Annotated in this window: 19 protein-coding genes; 15 read left to right on the forward strand and 4 right to left on the reverse strand. The window is 67.6% G+C overall.

Annotated elements, in window-relative coordinates:
• The first annotated feature begins 30 nt into the window (after nucleotides 1-30).
• The 4 genes from BUB57_RS12555 (at nucleotide 31) to BUB57_RS12570 (ending at nucleotide 2,280) form a co-directional block, all read left to right on the forward strand.
• Nucleotides 31-750, forward strand: coding sequence for a hypothetical protein (locus tag BUB57_RS12555; RefSeq protein WP_073067511.1), 720 nt, complete (start codon nucleotides 31-33; stop codon nucleotides 748-750).
• On the forward strand, nucleotides 747-1,103 hold the full coding sequence (locus tag BUB57_RS12560; RefSeq protein ID WP_327082967.1) for a hypothetical protein: 357 nt from the start codon (nucleotides 747-749) through the stop codon (nucleotides 1,101-1,103). The genes BUB57_RS12555 and BUB57_RS12560 overlap by 4 nt, the downstream gene beginning before the upstream one ends.
• 77 nt (nucleotides 1,104-1,180) lie before the next feature.
• Nucleotides 1,181-1,963, forward strand: coding sequence for an SDR family oxidoreductase (locus tag BUB57_RS12565; protein WP_073067597.1), 783 nt, complete (start codon nucleotides 1,181-1,183; stop codon nucleotides 1,961-1,963).
• A gap of 74 nt (nucleotides 1,964-2,037) precedes the next feature.
• A complete protein-coding gene (locus BUB57_RS12570; RefSeq protein ID WP_073067513.1) occupies nucleotides 2,038-2,280 on the forward strand; it encodes a plasmid stabilization protein in 243 nt (80 codons plus the stop codon).
• Between the two features lie 79 nt (nucleotides 2,281-2,359).
• On the opposite strand, the gene dalA is transcribed toward BUB57_RS12570, so the two are convergent.
• Nucleotides 2,360-2,875 (reverse strand): divisome-associated lipoprotein DalA, encoded by a 516-nt coding sequence (dalA, locus tag BUB57_RS12575; protein ID WP_073067516.1) that lies wholly within the window; start codon nucleotides 2,873-2,875, stop codon nucleotides 2,360-2,362.
• A gap of 144 nt (nucleotides 2,876-3,019) precedes the next feature.
• Nucleotides 3,020-3,490 carry a Fe-S cluster assembly transcriptional regulator IscR gene (gene iscR / locus BUB57_RS12580; protein WP_073067518.1) on the reverse strand — a complete coding sequence of 157 codons (471 nt, stop codon included), beginning with the start codon at nucleotides 3,488-3,490 and terminating at the stop codon, nucleotides 3,020-3,022.
• Nucleotides 3,491-3,718: 228 nt separating this feature from the next.
• Here iscR and BUB57_RS12585 point away from each other — a divergent pair, with 228 nt between their 5' ends.
• Complete coding sequence (locus tag BUB57_RS12585; RefSeq protein WP_073067520.1) at nucleotides 3,719-4,378, forward strand: alpha/beta hydrolase; 660 nt, start codon at nucleotides 3,719-3,721, stop codon at nucleotides 4,376-4,378.
• Between the two features lie 161 nt (nucleotides 4,379-4,539).
• Nucleotides 4,540-5,754 carry an NADP-dependent isocitrate dehydrogenase gene (locus BUB57_RS12590; RefSeq protein WP_073067522.1) on the forward strand — a complete coding sequence of 405 codons (1,215 nt, stop codon included), beginning with the start codon at nucleotides 4,540-4,542 and terminating at the stop codon, nucleotides 5,752-5,754.
• 55 nt (nucleotides 5,755-5,809) lie between these two features.
• Here BUB57_RS12590 and BUB57_RS12595 read toward each other — a convergent pair whose 3' ends face one another.
• Complete coding sequence (locus tag BUB57_RS12595) at nucleotides 5,810-6,598, reverse strand: MBL fold metallo-hydrolase (protein WP_073067524.1); 789 nt, start codon at nucleotides 6,596-6,598, stop codon at nucleotides 5,810-5,812.
• A gap of 128 nt (nucleotides 6,599-6,726) precedes the next feature.
• Here BUB57_RS12595 and purQ point away from each other — a divergent pair, with 128 nt between their 5' ends.
• The 6 genes from purQ to BUB57_RS12625 all read left to right on the forward strand — a co-directional run bounded on the left by purQ (nucleotide 6,727) and on the right by BUB57_RS12625 (nucleotide 15,735).
• On the forward strand, nucleotides 6,727-7,395 hold the full coding sequence (gene purQ / locus BUB57_RS12600; RefSeq protein ID WP_073067526.1) for a phosphoribosylformylglycinamidine synthase subunit PurQ: 669 nt from the start codon (nucleotides 6,727-6,729) through the stop codon (nucleotides 7,393-7,395).
• 98 nt (nucleotides 7,396-7,493) lie between these two features.
• Nucleotides 7,494-9,299, forward strand: coding sequence for a sensor histidine kinase (locus tag BUB57_RS12605; protein WP_084732126.1), 1,806 nt, complete (start codon nucleotides 7,494-7,496; stop codon nucleotides 9,297-9,299).
• Nucleotides 9,300-9,314: 15 nt separating this feature from the next.
• Complete coding sequence (locus tag BUB57_RS12610) at nucleotides 9,315-10,643, forward strand: sigma-54-dependent transcriptional regulator (protein WP_073067529.1); 1,329 nt, start codon at nucleotides 9,315-9,317, stop codon at nucleotides 10,641-10,643.
• A gap of 85 nt (nucleotides 10,644-10,728) precedes the next feature.
• Nucleotides 10,729-11,598 (forward strand): hypothetical protein, encoded by an 870-nt coding sequence (locus tag BUB57_RS12615; RefSeq protein ID WP_143159719.1) that lies wholly within the window; start codon nucleotides 10,729-10,731, stop codon nucleotides 11,596-11,598.
• Nucleotides 11,599-12,067: 469 nt separating this feature from the next.
• The gene (locus tag BUB57_RS12620; RefSeq protein WP_073067532.1) at nucleotides 12,068-14,908 is read left to right on the forward strand and encodes an Rne/Rng family ribonuclease; all 2,841 of its coding nucleotides are present in this window, start codon (nucleotides 12,068-12,070) and stop codon (nucleotides 14,906-14,908) included.
• 89 nt (nucleotides 14,909-14,997) lie between these two features.
• Nucleotides 14,998-15,735: a cytochrome c biogenesis CcdA family protein gene (locus BUB57_RS12625; RefSeq protein WP_073067539.1), complete on the forward strand. Its 738-nt coding sequence runs from the start codon at nucleotides 14,998-15,000 to the stop codon at nucleotides 15,733-15,735.
• 19 nt (nucleotides 15,736-15,754) lie between these two features.
• Here the strand turns inward: BUB57_RS12625 and BUB57_RS12630 are convergent, their stop codons facing one another.
• On the reverse strand, nucleotides 15,755-16,546 hold the full coding sequence (locus BUB57_RS12630; RefSeq protein ID WP_073067541.1) for an enoyl-CoA hydratase: 792 nt from the start codon (nucleotides 16,544-16,546) through the stop codon (nucleotides 15,755-15,757).
• A 60-nt stretch (nucleotides 16,547-16,606) separates the two neighbouring features.
• Between BUB57_RS12630 and BUB57_RS12635 the strand changes: the two genes are divergently transcribed.
• The 3 genes from BUB57_RS12635 to rpsI all read left to right on the forward strand — a co-directional run bounded on the left by BUB57_RS12635 (nucleotide 16,607) and on the right by rpsI (nucleotide 18,158).
• A complete protein-coding gene (locus BUB57_RS12635) occupies nucleotides 16,607-17,011 on the forward strand; it encodes a PaaI family thioesterase (protein ID WP_073067601.1) in 405 nt (134 codons plus the stop codon).
• Between the two features lie 155 nt (nucleotides 17,012-17,166).
• Nucleotides 17,167-17,631: a 50S ribosomal protein L13 gene (rplM, locus tag BUB57_RS12640; RefSeq protein ID WP_073067543.1), complete on the forward strand. Its 465-nt coding sequence runs from the start codon at nucleotides 17,167-17,169 to the stop codon at nucleotides 17,629-17,631.
• A 2-nt stretch (nucleotides 17,632-17,633) separates the two neighbouring features.
• Complete coding sequence (gene rpsI / locus BUB57_RS12645; RefSeq protein WP_073067546.1) at nucleotides 17,634-18,158, forward strand: 30S ribosomal protein S9; 525 nt, start codon at nucleotides 17,634-17,636, stop codon at nucleotides 18,156-18,158.
• Nucleotides 18,159-18,757: the final 599 nt, after the last annotated feature.

Raw genomic sequence — 18,757 nt, forward strand, 5'->3', positions numbered from 1 at the left:
GCCCATGCTGCCGCAAAGAGAGGAGAGCGGATGACACGACTTCGGAATGTTCCCGCATCCGGCCCGATTGCCGGCGGGACGCTGCGGATCGCCCGGCGGCTGGCGCTGGTGCTGGCGCTGGGCGCGGCCCTGCCCCTGGCGCCGGCTGCGGCAGGCGAATCGGCCGAGCTGATCTTTACCGACCGCGGCCCCTGGGTGCTGGGCGCGCAAGAGCTGAACTGGCGGCTGGACCATCAGGGCCCCGAGTCGCCCGCCTTCCAGCAGATCAGCGACGGGCGGGTCACGCTGGCCGAGACCACCGACCCCGCCGACGGGCAGAAGCTGCTGGAAGTCCGCCAGACCGCGGGGGAGGAAACGCGGCTGCTGGGGCGGTTCCCGGTCTCGATGGCCGATCCGGTGGTGGTGATCTTCCTGGAAAACACCGCCCGCGACATGGCGACGCTGACCGGCGGCAGCCCGTTCTATATCCGCAACCGCATCAAGGACGCGCTGGCCAAGGCCGGGCCGCCGACAAGCGGCGACGACGGGATCTCGATCGAGCTGCGCCCCTTTGACGGCGACCCCGCCAGCGACCGCATGAAGGGGTTCGAGACGCTGCGGCTGCGGTTCCGCCTGGGCGACGACCCCTCCGACCCGATCCGCGAGCTGGTGGCCGAAACCGACGGCCCGGTCGCCGCCGTCCCGCCCGAGGGGATGGCGCCGCAGCCGATCGCCCCCGCCCCCTATCGCCACGCCATGGTGCTGGAATGATGATGCGCAACCTGCTTTTCGCCTGCCTGCTGGCTGCGCCGGGGCTTTGGCCCGCGCTGCCCGCCCACGCGCAGGCGGTCAACGACTACCCGACCGAGACGCGCGTGGAATACGCGCTGGCCTGCATGGCGGTGAACGGCGAAACCCCCGAATCGCTGCGCCGCTGTTCCTGCGCCATCGACGCCATCGCCGATGTGTTGCCGTATGATTCCTACGTGCAGGCGGAAACCGTGCTGCGGATGCGCCAGACCACAGGCGAGCGCAGCGCCATGTTCCGCGGCAGCCCGGTGATGGAGGCGCTGGTGGCCGAGCTGCACCGGGCCGAGGCCGAGGCCGAGATCCTCTGTTTCTGACGCCGCCCCCGCCGGGGCTTGACCCCGGCAAGGCGCGGCGCTTGGGTGCCACCGACCGCAACAAGGGGGAACCGGCGATGGATCTGGGGATCAGGGGCAGGAAGGCGCTCGTCTGCGCGGCGTCCAGGGGGCTGGGCCGCGGCTGCGCCGAGGCGCTGGCGGCCGAGGGGGTCGAGTTGGTCATCAACGCCCGCGGCGCCGAGGACCTGGCCCGCACCGCGCAGGAGATCGCCGCGGCGCATGGCGTGCGGGTGACCCCGGTCGCCGCCGACATCACCACCCCCGAGGGCCGCGCGCAGGTGCTCGAGGCGCTGGGCGGGCAGGCCGACATCCTGGTGACCAACGCCGGCGGCCCGCCGCCCGGCCACTGGACCGACTGGTCGCGCGAGGATTTCATCCGCGCCATCGACGCCAACATGCTGTCGGCGATCGCGCTGATGCAGGCGCTGGTGCCGGGGATGATGGATCGCGGCTGGGGCAGGGTGGTCAACATCACCTCGGCTGCGGTGCGCTCGCCCATCGGGCAGCTGGGGCTGTCGAACACCGCGCGCACCGGGCTGACGGGCTTTGTGGCGGGGATGTCGCGGCAGGTGGCGGAAAAGGGCGTCTGCGTGAACAACCTGCTGCCCGGCATCCACGACACCGATCGCGCCACCTCGCTGGATCAGGGGGTGGCCGATGCGCAGGGGATCACTCCGGCCGAGGCCCGTGCCCGGCGCGAGGTCACCATCCCGACCCGCGACTATGGAAGGGCCGAGGATTTCGGCGCCGCCTGCGCCTTCCTGTGTTCGCAGCAGGCGCGGTTCATCGTGGGGCAGAACCTGCTGCTGGACGGCGGCGCGCTGAACGTCACCATCTAGGCCGGAACCGCGCCCCCGGGCGGATGGTTTCCCCCGCAGGCGGCAGATGCCGCCCGCAGCAGGAGGAACCATCCATGCCACGCGGAGACAAGGACGCCTATACCGACAAGCAGAAGCGCAAGGCCGAGCATATCGCCGAAAGCTACGAGGACCGCGGCGCGTCCGAGAAACGGGCCGAGGAGATTGCCTGGGCCACGGTCAACAAGCAGGACGGCGGCGGCAAGAAATCCGGCTCGGGCCGCTCGTCCACGCATGAGGAACGCTCGAAAGCCGCGAAGAAAGGCTGGGAAACCCGCCGCCGCAAGGGCAACGCCTGACGCTTCGCGCTTCTTCCTTGCCCAAATATCCCGGGGTCCGGGGCCGCGCCCCGGTCGGGCGCCGCCGTAAGCGGGCGGCTCAGGCCCCGATCAGCATCGTCCACCAGATCTTGTTCGACGGCTCCTGGAACCAGCCCATCCCCAGCTCGCGCGCGGCCGGGTCCATGATCAGGTCGCGGGTGTCGCGGGTCTGCATCCAAGCGTTCAGGGTGGCGATCTCGTTCTCGTAGGTTTCGGAAATATCCTCGCCCAGCAACGAGCCGGCGTAGCCCTGCCGCCGCACCCGGTCCAGCGGCGACGACCCGTCCGAACCGAAATGCCAAGCCCGGTTCTGCGCCGACATGTCGCGGGAATGGGCCATGGCGGCGGCGGCCAGCTGCGGGTTCAGGGTCAGCGGCTGCATCCCCTGCTGGCTGCGCAGCAGGTTGATCTGGGTCAGCACCCGGTTCGGGATCTGCGCCTGATCCATCGGGGTGATGCGATAGGCGGTCGGGATCGGCTGGCCGTCCGGGCCGATCTGGGGCGGGGGCGCGATGGCGCAGGCCGACAGCGTCATCATCAGCGCGATGCCGGCGGCAAGGGTCAGCTTGGTCATCTTGGTGCATCCGTCCTTGAAACTTCCGCCCGATTATCGGGCTGCGCGCCGGGCTTCAAATGCAGGATTGCGTGATCCGGCGCGCTTGCGGCCGGGGCGTGGCATCCTTGCACCCCCGGCCGGGGGCCGCGGCCGGGCGCGCGGTCAGGCGGGGGCGTCGGCCTCGTCCTCGACCGACAGGATCGCGGGCACGGCCGGGCAGGGCAGCAGGGTGTTGCCCGCCACGTCGGCCAGGGTGTTGCTGTGCAGGAACACGTAGACATGCGCCGACAGCCCCTCCCACAGCCGGTTGCTCAGTGATTGTGCACGCGTCCCGCTGCTGCCGCCCGAGGCCCCGGCGCCGACATGCAGCGCGCTGACGGTCTCGTCCACCGCACCCAGCACATCGGCGATGCGGATGGATTCGGGAGTGCGCGCCAGCCGGTAGCCGCCGCCCGGGCCGCGCACGCTTTCGACCAGCCCCGCCCGGCGCAGCCGCACGAACAGCTGTTCGAGATAGGGCAGCGAGATGTTCTGCCGCCGCGAGATCTCGGCCAAGGTCGTCAGATTGCCCGGGCTGGTGGCCAGATCCACCAGCGCGACCATGGCATAGCGGCCTTTTGTGGAAAGCTTCATCGGCGCCCCCTCGACTACCAGTCCCCGCCCGACCGATCCCCGCCGCAGGCCGGGGGCGGGCGTTGACGCCTGCGCGGAGCCTGCGCTAAGCCCTTGGGGCCGTTTCTTGCGAAAACCGGTCGCGCACACCAGATTGCGGTCTAATGATTGCGTTCTGCTGCGTCAAGGAAACCGGGCGGGTCGCGGATCGCACCCCGTCCACGCGGCGACCAGCCGATTAGGAGTGTCATGCCCGAGCTTATCTTTCCCGGTCCCGAGGGTCGGCTGGAAGGCCGCTACCATCCGCAACCCAAGCCCGATGCGCCGCTGGCCATCGTGCTGCATCCGCACCCGCAGTTCGGGGGCACGATGAACAACCGGGTGGTCTACAACCTGCACTATGCCTTTCACCGCATGGGCTTCACCGTGCTGCGCTTCAACTTCCGCGGCGTCGGCCGCAGCCAGGGCGAATTCGACCAGGGCGTGGGCGAGCTGTCCGATGCCGCCTCGGCGCTGGATTACCTGCAGGCGATGAACCCGAACTCGAAACACTGCTGGGTGGCGGGGTTCAGCTTCGGTGCCTGGATCGGGATGCAGCTGCTGATGCGGCGCCCCGAGATCACCGGCTTCATCAGCGTGGCGCCGCCGGCGAACATGTATGATTTCAGCTTCCTGGCGCCGTGCCCGGCCTCGGGGCTGATCATCCACGGCACTGCCGACCGGGTGGCGCCCCCCAAGGACACCGAAGGGCTGGTCGGCAAGCTGCGCGAGCAGAAGGGCATCACCATCACCCACGAGACCATCGAAGGCGCCGATCATTTCTTCCGCGACGATGAGGCGCACATGAAGCCGATGATCGATTCGGTGCAGGCCTATGTGCGGCGGCGGCTGACCGAGACCACCCGCTGAGGACCGGCGGCGGCGCAGCCCAAGGTTGCGCCGCCCGCCTGCCCGGGCCCATGCCGCGACGGGCTGCGGCATAAATGTATACCACGGCATACAAGCCTTCCCCTCGCGCAAGTTCTGGGCTATAGGCGCCGCAGACCGACTTCCACTGCAAGGGGCGCCACATGACCAAGATCAAGGTAGACAACCCCGTCGTCGAGCTCGACGGCGACGAGATGACCCGGATCATCTGGGATTTCATCAAGCAGAAGCTGATCCTGCCCTATCTCGACATCGACCTGAAATACTACGACCTCGGCATCGAGCATCGCGACGCGACCGAGGATCAGGTGACCATCGACGCCGCCAACGCCATCAAGCAATACGGCGTCGGCGTGAAATGCGCGACCATCACCCCGGATGAAGCGCGGGTCGAAGAGTTCGGCCTGAAGAAGATGTGGAAGTCGCCGAACGGCACCATCCGCAACATCCTGGGCGGGGTGATCTTCCGCGAGCCGATCATCTGCAAGAACGTGCCGCGGCTGGTGCCGCACTGGACCCAGCCGGTGATCGTCGGCCGCCACGCTTTCGGCGACCAGTACAAGGCCACCGATTTCCGCTTCCCCGGCAAGGGCAAGCTGACGATCAAGTTCGTCGGCGAGGATGGCGAGACCATCGAGCACGAGGTGTTCGACGCCCCGTCCTCGGGTGTGGCCATGGCGATGTACAACCTGGACGATTCGATCCGCGACTTTGCCCGCGCCTCGATGAATTACGGCTTGCTGCGCAACTATCCGGTCTACCTGTCCACCAAGAACACCATCCTGAAAGCCTATGACGGCCGCTTCAAGGACCTGTTCCAGGAGGTCTACGAGGCCGAGTTCGAGGACAAGTTCAAGAAGGCCGGCATCACCTATGAGCACCGGCTGATCGACGACATGGTGGCCTCGAACCTGAAATGGTCGGGCGGCTATGTCTGGGCCTGCAAGAACTACGACGGCGACGTGCAGTCCGATACCGTCGCGCAAGGGTTCGGCTCGCTTGGCCTGATGACCTCGGTGCTGATGACGCCGGACGGGCAGACCGTCGAGGCCGAGGCCGCGCATGGTACGGTGACCCGCCACTATCGCCAGCATCAGGCGGGCAAGGAAACCTCGACCAACTCGATCGCGTCGATCTACGCCTGGACCGGCGGGCTGAAGCACCGCGCCAAGCTGGACGGCAACGACGCGCTGATGCGGTTCGCCGAAACGCTGGAGCGGGTGACCGTGCAGGCGGTCGAGGACGGCCACATGACCAAGGACCTGGCGCTGCTGGTCGGCCCGGAACAGAAATGGCTGTCGACCATGGGTTACCTGGAAAAGGTCGACGAATACCTGAACAAGGCGCTGGCTGGCTGAGACCGGCGGGCAAAAAGCGACAGGCGGCCGGGCAATTGCCCGGCCGTCTTGCGTTTCAATCGGCGGGGCCCTTGGGGTCGTCGCTGCCGGGATACCAGTCCACGATGGCGACCTGCGTCTGCGAGCCGGCAGCGCGCAGCTTTTCCGCGAACTCGGCCGGGTCGTTGCCGCGGTGATGATAGGGGATCACCAGCCGCGGCGCCATCGCGGCCACGCCCTCGACCGCCTGGTCGATGCTCATGGTGTAGGGCAGGTTCATCGGCACGAAGGCCAGCGCGATGTCTTGCTGGGCCATGAACTCGGGCGTCGCCTCGGTGTCGCCGGCGATATAGATGCGGCCGTGTTCGGCCGAGCTCAGCACATAGCCGTTGTCGCGCCCCTGCGGGTGATACTGGGTGCGCTCGGGGGTGATGTTGTAGGCGGGCACCGCCTCGATCTTGATGCCCGCGATCTCGCCGCTGTCGCCGTTCTTCATGACGGTGGCGCGGGCGCGCAAGTCTTCGGGCAGTTTTTCGGCCACCGCCGGGTTCACCACCAGCGCCACGCCGTCGGTCACTACCGCGGCCAGCACCTCGGGGTCGAAATGGTCGCCGTGTTCATGGGTGACCAGCACCGCGGCCATCGGCCCGGCCGCGGCATAGCGGTCGGCCCCGCCCACCGGGTCGACCAGGATATTCTGCCCGCCCAGCGTCAGCATCAGGCTGGCATGTTCGAAGGGGGTCAGGAAACCGGGCGCGGCGGCAGGGGTTGGGGCTGCTGCCTGCGCCCGCAGTGCCGCGGGCAGCGCGGCGGCGGCGGTGCAGGCCAGCGCGCCGGCCAGGGTCTGGCGTCGATTCAGGTCCATGGGGTCGTCCTTTGGCTGGAACTCCGCTTGCGGAAACCGCGGCGCGGCGGTCCGAGTTCCCCGGCCACCCTTTTCCCGGAGGGCCGCACACGCTATCTGCATCCCATGGCCAGAGTGGAGCGCGCCCGATGAAAGCAGCCGTCATCACATTTCCCGGTTCCAACTGCGACCGCGACCTTGCGGTGGCGCTGGAGGCCGCCGGTGCCGAGGTGGCGCGGGTCTGGCACAAGGACGACGCCCTGCCCGAGGGCACCGATCTGGTGGCGGTGCCGGGCGGGTTCTCGTTCGGGGACTATCTGCGCTGCGGCGCCATCGCCGCGCGCTCGCCCGTCGCCCGCGCGATCCGCGACCATGCGACGCGGGGCGGCTATGTGCTGGGGGTCTGCAACGGTTTCCAGGTGCTGACCGAGCTGGGGCTGCTGCCGGGCGCGCTGATGCGCAACGCCGGGCTGACCTTCATCTGCAAGGATGCGCCGCTGCGGGTCGCCTCGCGTGAGAACGATTTCCTGTCGGCCTTTGCCGAGGGTGAAGAGATCAGCCTGCCCGTCGCCCATCACGACGGCAATTACCAGATCGACCCCGAGGGGCTGGCAAGGCTGCGGGCCGAGGGGCGTATCGCCCTGACCTATCGGGGAAAACTGAACGGCTCGGTCGCCGATATCGCCGGGGTGCTGTCGGAAAACCGCCGGGTTCTGGGGATGATGCCGCACCCCGAGCGCGCCTCCGAGACCGCGCATGGCGGCGCCGACGGGGCGCGGCTGTTCCGCGGCCTGATCGATTCCACGGTCGCGGTCTGAGCCGCGACTTGCGCTCTGGCCGCTGCGGGCTGTCGCCGGGGGGCGCGGCAGCCCTGCAACCGCTTGAGCGGCCAGCCGGTTTTACCTAGATTGTTACCATGGCAGCCAGCGGCCGAGAGATTGAGCAAGAACCGACCGATCCCGCCGCGCAACGTGTCCGGGCGACGGCGGGCGCGCGTCTGGTCAATCGCATCGGCATCCTGGGGCTGCTGATTGCCGCCATCGGCGCGATCTGGTGGACGAACGTCTGGCTGACCGACCGGTTTTCCGAAAGCACCCGGGTGCGGGCCGAACTGCGTTCGGCGCTGTTCACCGGCAACCTACTGTCGGAATTGCAGCGCACCTCGGTGGTGCCGCTGCTGCTGGCGCGCGACCCGGCGCTGATCGGGTCGCTGAGCAACAAGGACTATGCGACGATCTCGGCCCGGCTGATCGCGGCGCAAAAGGAAATCGCCGTCGCCTCGATCCGGCTGCTGGACAATTCGGGCCGGGTGGTGGGGGCCACCGACCGCAAGCTGCTGGGCGCGAATTACGTGCTGTCGCCGTTCTACGTCGAGGCGCTGCGCACCAACGACACCGTGTTCACCGTGTCGCCTGCCGACAGCGGCGGGTTCGAGTTCGCCTATTCCCGCGCCGTGGTCAGCGAGGGACGCTCGTTGGGGGTGATCGTGGTCGGCGCCGATCTGGGGCGGCTGGAGCGGTCCTGGGGCGGGGTGCAGGATGCGGTCGCAGTCACCGACAGCTCGGGGCAGATCATCCTGGCGACCGAATCGCGCTGGCGCGGGCGCACGCTGGATGATGCGCTGGCGGTGCGATCCGCCCCCTCGGCGATCGAGCGGGCCTATCAGGTCACCGCCGACTGGACCAACCGCCCGGCCGACGCCTATGTCGGCGGCAAGGCGGTGATGCAGACCCAGACTCGCATCCCGTTCCGCGGTTGGCGGATGACCCTGTTCACCACCTATGATTCGATCCGCGACCGGGTGAACACCTTCCTGGCGCTGGAAATCATGGGGTTCGCGATCCTGCTGGCGCTGGGGTTCTATCTGCTATCCCGCCGCGCCCGGGTGCAGTCCGCCCGCTACCGCCGCGAATCCGCCGACCTGCGGGCGCTGAACACCCGCCTGACCCGCGAGATCGCCGAGCGCGAGCGGGTGCAGCGCGAGCTGCGCGTGGCCGAGCAGACGGTGCAGCAGGCCTCGAAACTGGCGGCGCTGGGGGAAATGTCGGCCAGCGTCAGCCACGAGCTGAACCAGCCGCTTGCGGCGATGAAGACCTATCTGGCCGGCTCACGGCTGCTGCTGGAACGGGGGCGGGATACCGAGGCGATGACCTCGTTCCAGCGCATCGACGACCTGCTGGACCGGATGGGCGCGATCACAAAGCAGCTGAAATCCTATGCCCGCAAGGGCGGCGAGGCGTTCGAGCCGGTGGACCTGCGCGCCGCGCTGTCCAGCGCTCTGACCATGATGGAGCCGCAGCTGCGCACCCGGCGGGTGCGGCTGCAGCGCAGCGTCCCGTCCGAGCCGGTGATGGTGTTCTGCGACCGCATCCGGCTGGAACAGGTCATCATCAACCTGGTGCGCAACGCGCTGGACGCCACCAAGACCGTGCGCGACGCCTCGATCGAGCTGGTGGTCAACAAGCTGTCACACGCGCATTTGTCTGTCCGGGACAATGGCCCCGGCGTAGACGATCTGGAAAAACTTTTTGAACCCTTCTGGACGACCAAGAGCCCCGGCGAGGGAACCGGGCTGGGGCTGGCGATCTCGTCCGGGATCGTGGCCGATTTCGGCGGCAGGCTGACCGCGCACAACCGCCAGGGCGGCGGTGCGGTGTTCGACGTCGACCTGCCGCTTTACGAACCTGCCCGGCATGGCGCCAAGCCGCTGGCTGCCGAGTGACGAAAGGATAATGGCATGACGCAGACGATGACCGTGGCGATCGTGGACGACGAACCGGACATGCGCGAATCGATCAGCCAGTGGTTGACGCTGTCGGGCTTCACCACCGAGGTGTTCGCCAGCGCCGAAGAGGCGCTGAAGGTGATCGGCCCCGACTGGCCCGGCGCGGTCATCACCGACATTCGCATGCCCGGCATGGACGGGATGGCGTTTCTCAAGCGGCTGATGGGGCAGGATTCGGCGCTGCCGGTCATCATGATCACCGGCCACGGCGACGTGCCGATGGCGGTCGAGGCGATGCGGCTGGGAGCCATGGATTTCATGGAAAAGCCCTTCAACCCCGACCGCATGACCGAGCTGGCGAAAAAGGCGCTGCAGGCGCGGCGGATCACCCTGGACAACCGCGCTTTGCGCCGCGATCTGTCCGAGGGTCAGCAGGTGATGTCGAAGCTGGTTGGCACCAGCCCCGCGATGGAGCGGCTGCGCGAGGATATCCTGGACCTGGGGCAGGCCGACGGCCATGTGCTGATCGACGGCGAGACCGGCACCGGCAAGACCCTGGTCGCGCATGCGCTGCACGCGGTGGGGCCGCGGGCCTCGCGCAAGTTCGTGCCGATCTCCTGTGCCGCCTACAACGATGAGGCGCTGGCGACGCGGCTGTTCGGCCCGGTCGAGGACGGTCTGCCCGCGGTCGAGGAAGCCCGCGGCGGCACGCTGTGCCTCGAGGATATCGAGGCGCTGTCGGACCCGTTGCAGGCGCGGCTGCTGGCCTTTATCGCCGATCAGGGCAGCCCGGCCGAAACCCGGATCATCGCCATTTCCAACGCCCGCGGCGAGGGGCGGCGGGCCGAGGACAGCCTGCGCCCGGACCTGTTCTATCGCCTGTCGGCGCTGAAGATCACCCTGCCGCCGCTGCGCCAGCGGGGCGAGGATATCCTGGCCCTGTTCACCCGCATGACCGAGCAGTTCGCCGACGAATACGGCTGCGAGCCGCCGCAGATCACCGCGCAAGAGGCCGCGCAGCTGCTGCAGGCGCCCTGGCCGGGCAACGTGCGCCAGCTGATCAACGTGGCCGAGCGCGCGGTGCTGCAGAACCGCCGCGGCACCGGCTCGATCACCTCGCTGCTGCTGGGGGACGGCGAGGAGGCGCAGACCGACGCCACCACCACCGAGGGCAAGCCGCTGAAGGAATATGTCGAATCCTTCGAACGGATGCTGATCGACAACACCATGCGCCGCCACAAGGGCTCGATCAGCGCGGTGATGGACGAATTGTGCCTGCCGCGCCGCACCCTGAACGAGAAAATGGCGAAATACGGGCTGAGCCGCGGCGATTACCTGTAAAACGGTGGCCCCGTCGAAAAGACAGGCCGGAACATGACCGTGGCGCTCTCGTTTCTGTTATCATCAGGGAAACGGGAGGGGGATCATGCAGATGCGAATCGCTCTGGCAATGCTGTCCCTGGTGCTGGCCGGGTGTCGATACGAAAGCACTGCAGACCTGAGGCCGGCGGCCTCTGTCTATTCGGTGACCGGCGCTTACCCCGAGGGTGAATATCTGTTCCAGACTGCCGAGCAGGATGCCATCCTGGCGCTGGTCGTCGGGCCGGACAAGGCCGCGCTGGGCTATCAATTGCAGGGATGGCCGCCCATGGCGGCCACGATCATTGCCGTGCTTGGGTCCACCAGTTTTCCCGATCGCACCTATGTTGCCATGGCACCGGCCGAAGCGAGCGCGGGCAGCGAAAGCCAAGGATTTCAGTATTTCCCGTTTTCGTTCGGGAGCACCCATGTGGAATGGGTTCAGCCGCCGAATCCGACCAAGGTGTCGGATCTTGAGGATCTGGCCCGACACCTCGCTGCCCCTGAAACAAAGCGTGTTTCCTTTGCGCTGGTGGCAGAGCGGGACCGGCCGGCGGTTCTGGCGCGTTTCGAGGCATGGCGCGGACAGGGTTCGGCTGGCGTCCCTTCTGCTCCGGCCGCCCCTGCTCCGGCTGCACCTGTTCCCGTTGCGCCGCCGGCTTACACCGGACCGCCGACCGTGCGGGGGCTGGCAGTCGGGGACGGGGTGCATGTGCAGGGAATCCTCAGCGATTCACCTTCGATCATTCAGGAAATCGACCAGGCGAACGGACGAGTGAAGGTGCGGCGAATGTCGGATGGGGTGTCGGAATGGGTGTCGGCCGATCGGCTGATCTCGCGCGATGAATCGACCATGAACGACCTTGCCCGGACGGGGGCGGTTCTGGGCGTGTTCGTCTGCCTGCTCAGCCCGGAAACCTGTCAGGACAACCGCTGATCGCGGCGCCCGGGGCGCAGTTCGATGCGGGACGCGACAGTTTCGCATTGAAATCCAAGATGCCATGCCCCTATGTTCACCCCATGCGGGTGCGGTCGTCCGATCTGGCGACCATGCGCCGCAGCCAGTTTCGCAGCGTGGTGCCGGCCGTGGACCCCTTTGGGGGCAGCAGGTCGGGCCGCGCGGAAGAAAGCCGGTCCTCAGGCGTATCCTCTTGGTGCGTCGGGCCTGAATATCAGCCGTCGCGGCGGGCCCTGCGGGTCCGCATGCGGCCAAAAGGAAACAGACGCGATGGATCGCGCAAGGCAAGGTGACGCAAGGGGGCGGCGGGAATCGATCCTGTCCGCCCCCATACCCGTTGGGGGTGCCGCCTGTTCTGCCGCAACCATGGCGTCCGCATCATGTCGCAGCCCCGCCCGGTCGTCCTGTCGCGTGACAGGTCCGGACGGGCTGCGTGAAAGAACATTACATGGCAAAGAAGATGCTGATCGACGCCACCCATCCCGAGGAAACCCGGGTGGTCGTGGCGGACGGAACCAAGGTCGAAGACTTTGATTTCGAAACTCTGAACAAGCGCCAGCTGGCCGGGAACATCTACCTGGCCAAGGTGACGCGGGTCGAGCCCTCGCTGCAGGCGGCCTTCGTCGATTACGGCGGCAACCGCCACGGGTTCCTGGCCTTTGCGGAAATCCACCCGGATTACTACCAGATCCCCGCCGCCGACCGCGCCGCGCTGATCGAAGAGGATCGCGCCGCCGCCGCCGAGGCCGAGGCCGAAGAGGGTGCGCAGGAACGCCGCAGCTCGCGCAGCCGGGGCCGGGGCCGTAACGGCTCGCGCGATGGCAGTCGGGACGGGGCCCGCGAGGAACGTGCCGAGCGGGCGGTGCAGGACGATGCGGTGAGCCGCTCGGATGATGTGCCGGGGATGGAGATCATCGACGCCGGCTCTGACGACGCCGCGGCTGCGGGTGGTGCGGAGGCCGATCAGGGCACCACGGTGGCGACCCCGGAAGCCGGGGCAGCGGTCGAAACCGCGGACGTTGCAGGTGATACGACTGCGGCAGAGGCCGAGGATCACGGCGACGACCACGGCGATTCGGACGACGATATCGAATCGATTGCCGAAGAGGACGTGACCGAGGAAATCCGCCCCTCGCGCAAGCCCCGCGCCCGCCGCTACAAGATTCAAGAGGTCATCAAGGTCCGGCAGATCATGCTGGTGCAGGTGGTCAAGGAAGAACGCGGCAACAAGGGCGCCGCGCTGACCACCTATCTGAGCCTCGCCGGCCGCTATTGCGTGCTGATGCCGAACACCGCGCGCGGCGGCGGGATTTCCCGCAAGATCACCAATGTCGCCGACCGCAAGAAGCTGAAAGAGATCGCCGCCGAGCTTGAGGTGCCGCAGGGCGCCGGGCTGATCATCCGCACCGCCGGCAGCCAGCGCACCCGCAGTGAGATCAAGCGCGACTATGAATATCTGATGCGGCTGTGGGAACAGATCCGCGAACGCACCTTCAAGTCGATCGCCCCCGCGCCGATCTACGAGGAAGGCGACCTGATCAAGCGCACCATCCGCGACCTGTACAGCAAGGACATCGACGAGGTGCTGGTCGAGGGCGAGCGCGGCTATCGCACCGCCCGCGACTTCATGGCGATGATCATGCCGACCCACGCCCGCAACGTGAAGCATTACACCGACTCGACGCCGCTCTACGCGCGCTATCAGGTGGAAAGCTACCTTGCCGGCATGTTCAACCCGGTCGTGCAGCTGAAATCCGGCGGCTATATCGTCATCGGCATCACCGAGGCGCTGGTGGCGATCGACGTGAACTCGGGCCGGGCCACCAAGGAAGGCTCGATCGAGGAGACCGCGTTCAAGACCAACTGCGAGGCCGCGGACGAGATCGCGCGGCAGCTGCGGCTGCGCGACCTGGCGGGGCTGATCGTCGTCGATTTCATCGACATGGACGAGCGCAAGAACAACGCCGCCGTGGAAAAACGCTTCAAGGAGGCGCTGAAGAACGACCGGGCGCGGATCCAGGTCGGGCGGATTTCCGGCTTTGGCCTGATGGAGATGTCGCGCCAGCGGCTGCGGCCGGGGATGCTGGAATCGACCACCCAGCCCTGCGCGCATTGCCACGGCACCGGGCTGATCCGGTCCGACGATTCCATGGCGCTGACCATCCTGCGCGCCATCGAGGAAGAGGGCACCCGCAAGCGGTCGCGTGAGGTTCTGGTCAAAGTGCCGGTGGCGGTCGCCAACTACCTGATGAACCAGAAGCGCGACCATATCGCCCGGATCGAGACGCGCTATGGGCTGTCGGTGCGGATCGAGGCGGATCCGGCGCTGATCTCGCCCGACTACTCGCTCGAGAAGTTCAAGACCGCCACGCGGGCGATCCCGGATCAATCGACCGCGGCGCTGTCGGTGGATGCGCGGCTGATGGCGGAAATCGACGAATCCGACAGCTCGGTCGAGGATGAGGCAGAGGTGGTCGAGGCGACCGCGACCGAATCTGCCGCCGCGCCGGACGAGGGCAACGGCGAGGACGCGGCTTCCTCGACCCGCCGCCGCCGTCGCCGGCGCCGCCGGCGCAACGGCGAGGAGTCGGGGGACGAGGATTACGCCACGCTGTCGGGCGAGGATGGGGAATCCGAGGCTGAGGATAGCGGTGAAACCGCTGCGGCCGAGGCCAATGCCGGGGCGGGCGAAGCCGCGCCGGAGGCCACGGGTTCGGGACGCTCGCGCCGGTCCCGCTCGCGCTCGCGGTCGCGGCGCAGTGGCGAGGATCGGGGCAATGGCAATGGCGAGGGCGAGGCCGACGGTCAGAACCCGACCCCGACGGTGATCGACGAAAGCCGCGACGCCCCGGCTGGGGAAGGCGTGCCGGTCGAAACCGGCGGCATCCCGGCCAATGCCGACGGGTTGACCGATGATCTGCTGGGCCGCTCGGCCGGCGACGACGCGGCCGAGGTCGTTGAGGCGGAGGCCGCCGAGACGGACGGTGATGGCAACGGGGAGGCTGCTGCGGCTGTGGCCGAGCCCGCCGTGTCGCTGTCGCAGGACGAGCCCGCCGAGGCGGCTGTGGAGGTTGCGGCCCCCGAAACTGCCCCGGAAGCGGTGGAAGCCGCGACTGCGGAAGCCGAGGCTGAGGATGAGGTCGAGGGCGACGCGGAGGCCGCGGCACTGCAAGCCGTGGCCGAGCCTGTGGCCGAGCTCGCTGCGGCCGAGGCCCAGCCCGAGCCCGTCGCCGCCGAGCCGGAAGAGGCTGCGCGGCCCAAGCGCCGCGGCTGGTGGTCGGCCGGCTGATCGGGCCGCTGCGGACATGACGCCACTGTGACCATTCGTTGCGGGGCCGGGGTCTTCCCCGGCCCCGAAGTTTTCGCCAAGGTGCCGCCATGTTTGGAATTGAACTCGTCGATGCCGCCATCCTGCCCGCCATGCTTGTCGCGGTGGCGGCCGGGATCCTGTCCTTCCTGTCGCCCTGCGTGCTGCCGATCGTGCCGCCCTATCTGGCCTATATGACCGGGGTGAAGGTCTCGGACCTGCGCGAGGGCCAGCGCAGCGCGGTGCTGCCGGCGCTGTTCTTCGTGCTGGGCCTGTCGACGGTGTTCCTGCTGATGGGCTATGCGGCCTCGGCCTTTGGACGGGCGTTCCTGCAGTACCAGCCGTGGCTGGTGACGATCTCGGGGATCTTCGTGATCCTGCTGGGGCTGCATTTTCTGCATGTGTTCCGCATCCCGATCCTGGACCGCGAGGCGCGGCTGGACACCGGCGACAAGGGCGGCTCGGCGCTGGGGGCGTATTTCCTGGGGCTGGCCTTTGCGTTCGGCTGGACGCCGTGCATCGGGCCGCAACTGTCGATGATCCTGACGCTGGCGGCGACCGACCCGGCGCGCGGCACCACGCTGCTGGGCACCTATGCGCTGGGGCTGGGCATCCCGTTCCTGCTGTCGGCGATCTTCATCGAGCGCTCGATGGGGCTGATGAACCGGCTCAAGCGCCATATGGGCGTGATCGAGCGGGTGTCGGGCGTGCTGCTGATCGCGGTGGGCCTGCTGCTGCTGACCGGCTGGATGGGGGTGATCAGCTATTGGCTGCTCGAGACGTTCCCGGCGCTGGGGCAGATCGGCTAGGCCGGCCCGCCCCGCCCGCTCAGTTCGCCCAGGAGGGCGGGCGTTTTTCCAGGAATGCGGCCATGCCCTCGTCGGTCTCGGGTAGCATCAGGTTTTCGCACATGATGGCGCCGCCGCGCTGATAGGCATCGGCCAGCGACAGCCCCTGCTGTTCGCGGAAGCCGCGCTTGCCCAAACGCACGGCGCTGGGCAGTTTCGAGGCGACCAGCTGCGCCAGTTCCATCGTGCTTTCGGCAAGCTCGGCCGCGGGCACGACGCGGTTGACCAGCCCCAGTTCGCGGGCGCGGGCCGCATCCATGAACTCGCCCGTCACCAGCAGCTCGAAAGCCGCGCGGGGCGGGATGGCGCGGGTCAGGGCGACCATCGGCGTGGTGCAGAACAGCCCGATGTTGATGCCGTTCACGCCAAAGCGCACGCCCTCGGCCGCGACCGCCATGTCGCAGCTGGCGACCAGCTGGCAGCCGGCGGCGGTGGCCACGCCCTGCACCTCGGCGATCACCGGCTGGGGCAGGGCGGCGATCTTCTGCATCACCTGCGCGCAATCGGCGAACAGTTCCTCATAGGCCGCGCGGCCACCGTCGGCGTCGGCCCGCGCCGCCTGCATCTGGCGCAGGTCGTGGCCGGCGGAAAATGCCTTGCCCTCCGCCGCCAGGATCACGGCGCGCACGCTGTCATCCGCGGCGATCCGGTCCAGCGCCTGCCCCAGCGCCGCCAGCATCTGGACCGACAGCGCGTTGTAATTCGCGCCGCCGGTCATCACCAGCCGCGCCACAGCCCCATGATTTTCCTGCCGGATCAAGCTCTCTGCCATTGTATCCTCCGTATCCCCTGGGCCAGACTGTAGGGCGCAACGGCATGGGGGGAAAGCATGATGCAGGCGCATGAGATCGAGTCGTTCCTGGCGCGCGAGTTTCCGCAGGTCAGCGGCTACAGCGTGACCGAGATGCGGCCCGACGGCCTGCAGATGCGGCTGGCGATCGAGGACCGGCACCTGCGGCCGGGCGGCACGGTGTCGGGGCCGACCATGTTTATGCTGGCTGATCTGGTGATGTATGCCGCGGTGCTGTCGCGGATCGGAGAGGTGGCGCTGGCGGTGACCACCGGCGGCAACATCGACTTCATGCGCAAGCCCGCGCCCTCGCGCGATCTGCTGGCCGACTGCCGGTTGCTGAAGCTGGGCCGGGTATTGGCCGTGGGCGAGGTGCTGATCCGCAGCGACGGGCAGGACGAGCCGGTGGCGCGGGCGGCGCTGACCTATTCGATTCCGCCGAAGTGATGCTGAATCGGGGTGCTGCCGCAGGGTATTATATTACCTATCTCGCACCGCGTTGATTGCAAACGGAAAAACGGCACGCGCTGCCGTTGACCTTTTCGCGCCGCAAAGGCATAGACCCGCAATCCGAATTCACACTCCCCCGAAAGGGACGACCGATGAAGACCTACACCGCGAAACCGGCGGAGATCGAGAAGAAGTGGATCCTGATCGACGCCGAGGGCGTCGTTCTGGGCCGCCTTGCCACGATCGTCGCCAGCCGCCTGCGCGGCAAGCACAAGCCGACCTTCACCCCGCACATGGACATGGGCGACAACGTCATCATCATCAACGCCGACAAGGTGCAGATGACCGGCAACAAGCGCGACGACAAGCGCTATTACTGGCACACCGGCCACCCGGGCGGGATCAAGCACCGCACCGCCCGCCAGGTGCTGGAAGGCGCCCACCCCGAGCGCGTGGTGATCAAGGCGGTCGAGCGCATGATCAGCCGCAACAAGCTGGGCAAGCAGCAGATGACCAACCTGCGCGTCTATGCCGGCGACCAGCATCCGCACGAGGCCCAGCAGCCCGAAGTGCTGGACGTCAAGTCCATGAACACCAAGAACACGCGGAGCGCCTGATCATGGCCCAAGATATCAAGTCGCTGGACCAGCTGAAGGAAGCGGTCTCTGCCAATGCCGGGGCCGCCGCTGCGGTCGCCGATGCCGGCGTCTCGGCCCCCGCGCAGCCCCAGGTCCTGCGCGAACCCCAGCGCGACGAGCTGGGCCGCGCCTATGCCACCGGCAAGCGCAAGGACGCGGTCGCCCGCGTCTGGGTCAAGCCGGGTTCGGGCAAGGTCGTGGTGAACGGCAAGGACATGGCGGAATATTTCGCCCGCCCGGTGCTGCAGATGATCCTGCGCCAGCCCTTCGACATCGCCGGTGTCGCCGGCCAGTACGACGTCTATGCCACCGTTGCCGGGGGCGGGCTGTCGGGCCAGGCCGGTGCGGTGAAGCACGGGATCTCCAAGGCGCTGCAGCTGCACGAGCCGGGGCTGCGCCCCGCGCTGAAGGCCGCCGGCTTCCTGACCCGCGACCCGCGCGTGGTCGAGCGCAAGAAGTACGGCCGCCGCAAGGCCCGCCGCTCGTTCCAGTTCTCGAAGCGCTGAGCAGGCTTCGAATCGACGGATGCAAGGGCGCAGCTTCGGCTGCGCCCTTTTTCGTTTTCGGGATTCGGGGGGCGGGGAATCGTGGCGGGTGATTCCGGGTCTTGGCGGCGGTGATTCTGGCCTGGACGAGGTCGAGTCGGCGGCAGGGCAGGGCGGGCACCGAAGGCGTCTCTGATATTTATATATATATTTCAGTTACTTATAAGATTTATTAACGGAGATCGTATTTTCCTGTTGCGAGGTCGGAAATCGCGGCCTAGATACCGCTTCACCGAACGGCGGGAACGCTGCGAGGGACGGGGAAGCCGGAAGCGGCGGAACCGGAAGGGGCCTCGGTGGTCTGCGGCGGTTGTCAGGTTTGGGCTTGACGGGGTGTTGTGGGATCGCTAGGTAGGGTTCCTGCCTTGGAAACGAGGCGCTGAATTTTGGGATGGCCTGGCTGTTGTTCGCCAAGTAAGATTGGCGGCTACGGTTGGTTTGTTCTCTCTGCTGTTTGACATTGCGAGATATCTGAAGGGATATGCGGGCGGTTTGGTCATTCGACCGAAGCAGCTTGTATATCGGCTCTCTAGGGGTGACCCGATGATGAGAGTGTCAGC

It is taken from the genome of Paracoccus solventivorans (genome assembly GCF_900142875.1).
GTDB lineage: Bacteria > Pseudomonadota > Alphaproteobacteria > Rhodobacterales > Rhodobacteraceae > Paracoccus > Paracoccus solventivorans.

What these genes read in the sequence shown, in the direction of transcription:
- purQ (WP_073067526.1), top strand. Translation starts at nt 6,727, where the DNA reads ATGAAAGCAGCCGTCATCACATTTCCCGGTTCCAACTGCGACCGCGAC.
- BUB57_RS12635 (WP_073067601.1), top strand. Translation starts at nt 16,607, where the DNA reads ATGCAGGCGCATGAGATCGAGTCGTTCCTGGCGCGCGAGTTTCCGCAG.
- BUB57_RS12615 (WP_143159719.1), top strand. Translation starts at nt 10,729, where the DNA reads ATGCAGATGCGAATCGCTCTGGCAATGCTGTCCCTGGTGCTGGCCGGG.
- BUB57_RS12595 (WP_073067524.1), bottom strand. Translation starts at nt 6,598, where the DNA reads ATGGACCTGAATCGACGCCAGACCCTGGCCGGCGCGCTGGCCTGCACC.
- iscR (WP_073067518.1), bottom strand. Translation starts at nt 3,490, where the DNA reads ATGAAGCTTTCCACAAAAGGCCGCTATGCCATGGTCGCGCTGGTGGAT.
- dalA (WP_073067516.1), bottom strand. Translation starts at nt 2,875, where the DNA reads ATGACCAAGCTGACCCTTGCCGCCGGCATCGCGCTGATGATGACGCTG.
- BUB57_RS12605 (WP_084732126.1), top strand. Translation starts at nt 7,494, where the DNA reads ATGGCAGCCAGCGGCCGAGAGATTGAGCAAGAACCGACCGATCCCGCC.
- BUB57_RS12625 (WP_073067539.1), top strand. Translation starts at nt 14,998, where the DNA reads ATGTTTGGAATTGAACTCGTCGATGCCGCCATCCTGCCCGCCATGCTT.
- BUB57_RS12610 (WP_073067529.1), top strand. Translation starts at nt 9,315, where the DNA reads ATGACGCAGACGATGACCGTGGCGATCGTGGACGACGAACCGGACATG.
- BUB57_RS12565 (WP_073067597.1), top strand. Translation starts at nt 1,181, where the DNA reads ATGGATCTGGGGATCAGGGGCAGGAAGGCGCTCGTCTGCGCGGCGTCC.
- BUB57_RS12560 (WP_327082967.1), top strand. Translation starts at nt 747, where the DNA reads ATGATGATGCGCAACCTGCTTTTCGCCTGCCTGCTGGCTGCGCCGGGG.
- BUB57_RS12620 (WP_073067532.1), top strand. Translation starts at nt 12,068, where the DNA reads ATGGCAAAGAAGATGCTGATCGACGCCACCCATCCCGAGGAAACCCGG.
- rpsI (WP_073067546.1), top strand. Translation starts at nt 17,634, where the DNA reads ATGGCCCAAGATATCAAGTCGCTGGACCAGCTGAAGGAAGCGGTCTCT.
- BUB57_RS12570 (WP_073067513.1), top strand. Translation starts at nt 2,038, where the DNA reads ATGCCACGCGGAGACAAGGACGCCTATACCGACAAGCAGAAGCGCAAG.
- BUB57_RS12590 (WP_073067522.1), top strand. Translation starts at nt 4,540, where the DNA reads ATGACCAAGATCAAGGTAGACAACCCCGTCGTCGAGCTCGACGGCGAC.
- BUB57_RS12585 (WP_073067520.1), top strand. Translation starts at nt 3,719, where the DNA reads ATGCCCGAGCTTATCTTTCCCGGTCCCGAGGGTCGGCTGGAAGGCCGC.
- rplM (WP_073067543.1), top strand. Translation starts at nt 17,167, where the DNA reads ATGAAGACCTACACCGCGAAACCGGCGGAGATCGAGAAGAAGTGGATC.
- BUB57_RS12630 (WP_073067541.1), bottom strand. Translation starts at nt 16,546, where the DNA reads ATGGCAGAGAGCTTGATCCGGCAGGAAAATCATGGGGCTGTGGCGCGG.
- BUB57_RS12555 (WP_073067511.1), top strand. Translation starts at nt 31, where the DNA reads ATGACACGACTTCGGAATGTTCCCGCATCCGGCCCGATTGCCGGCGGG.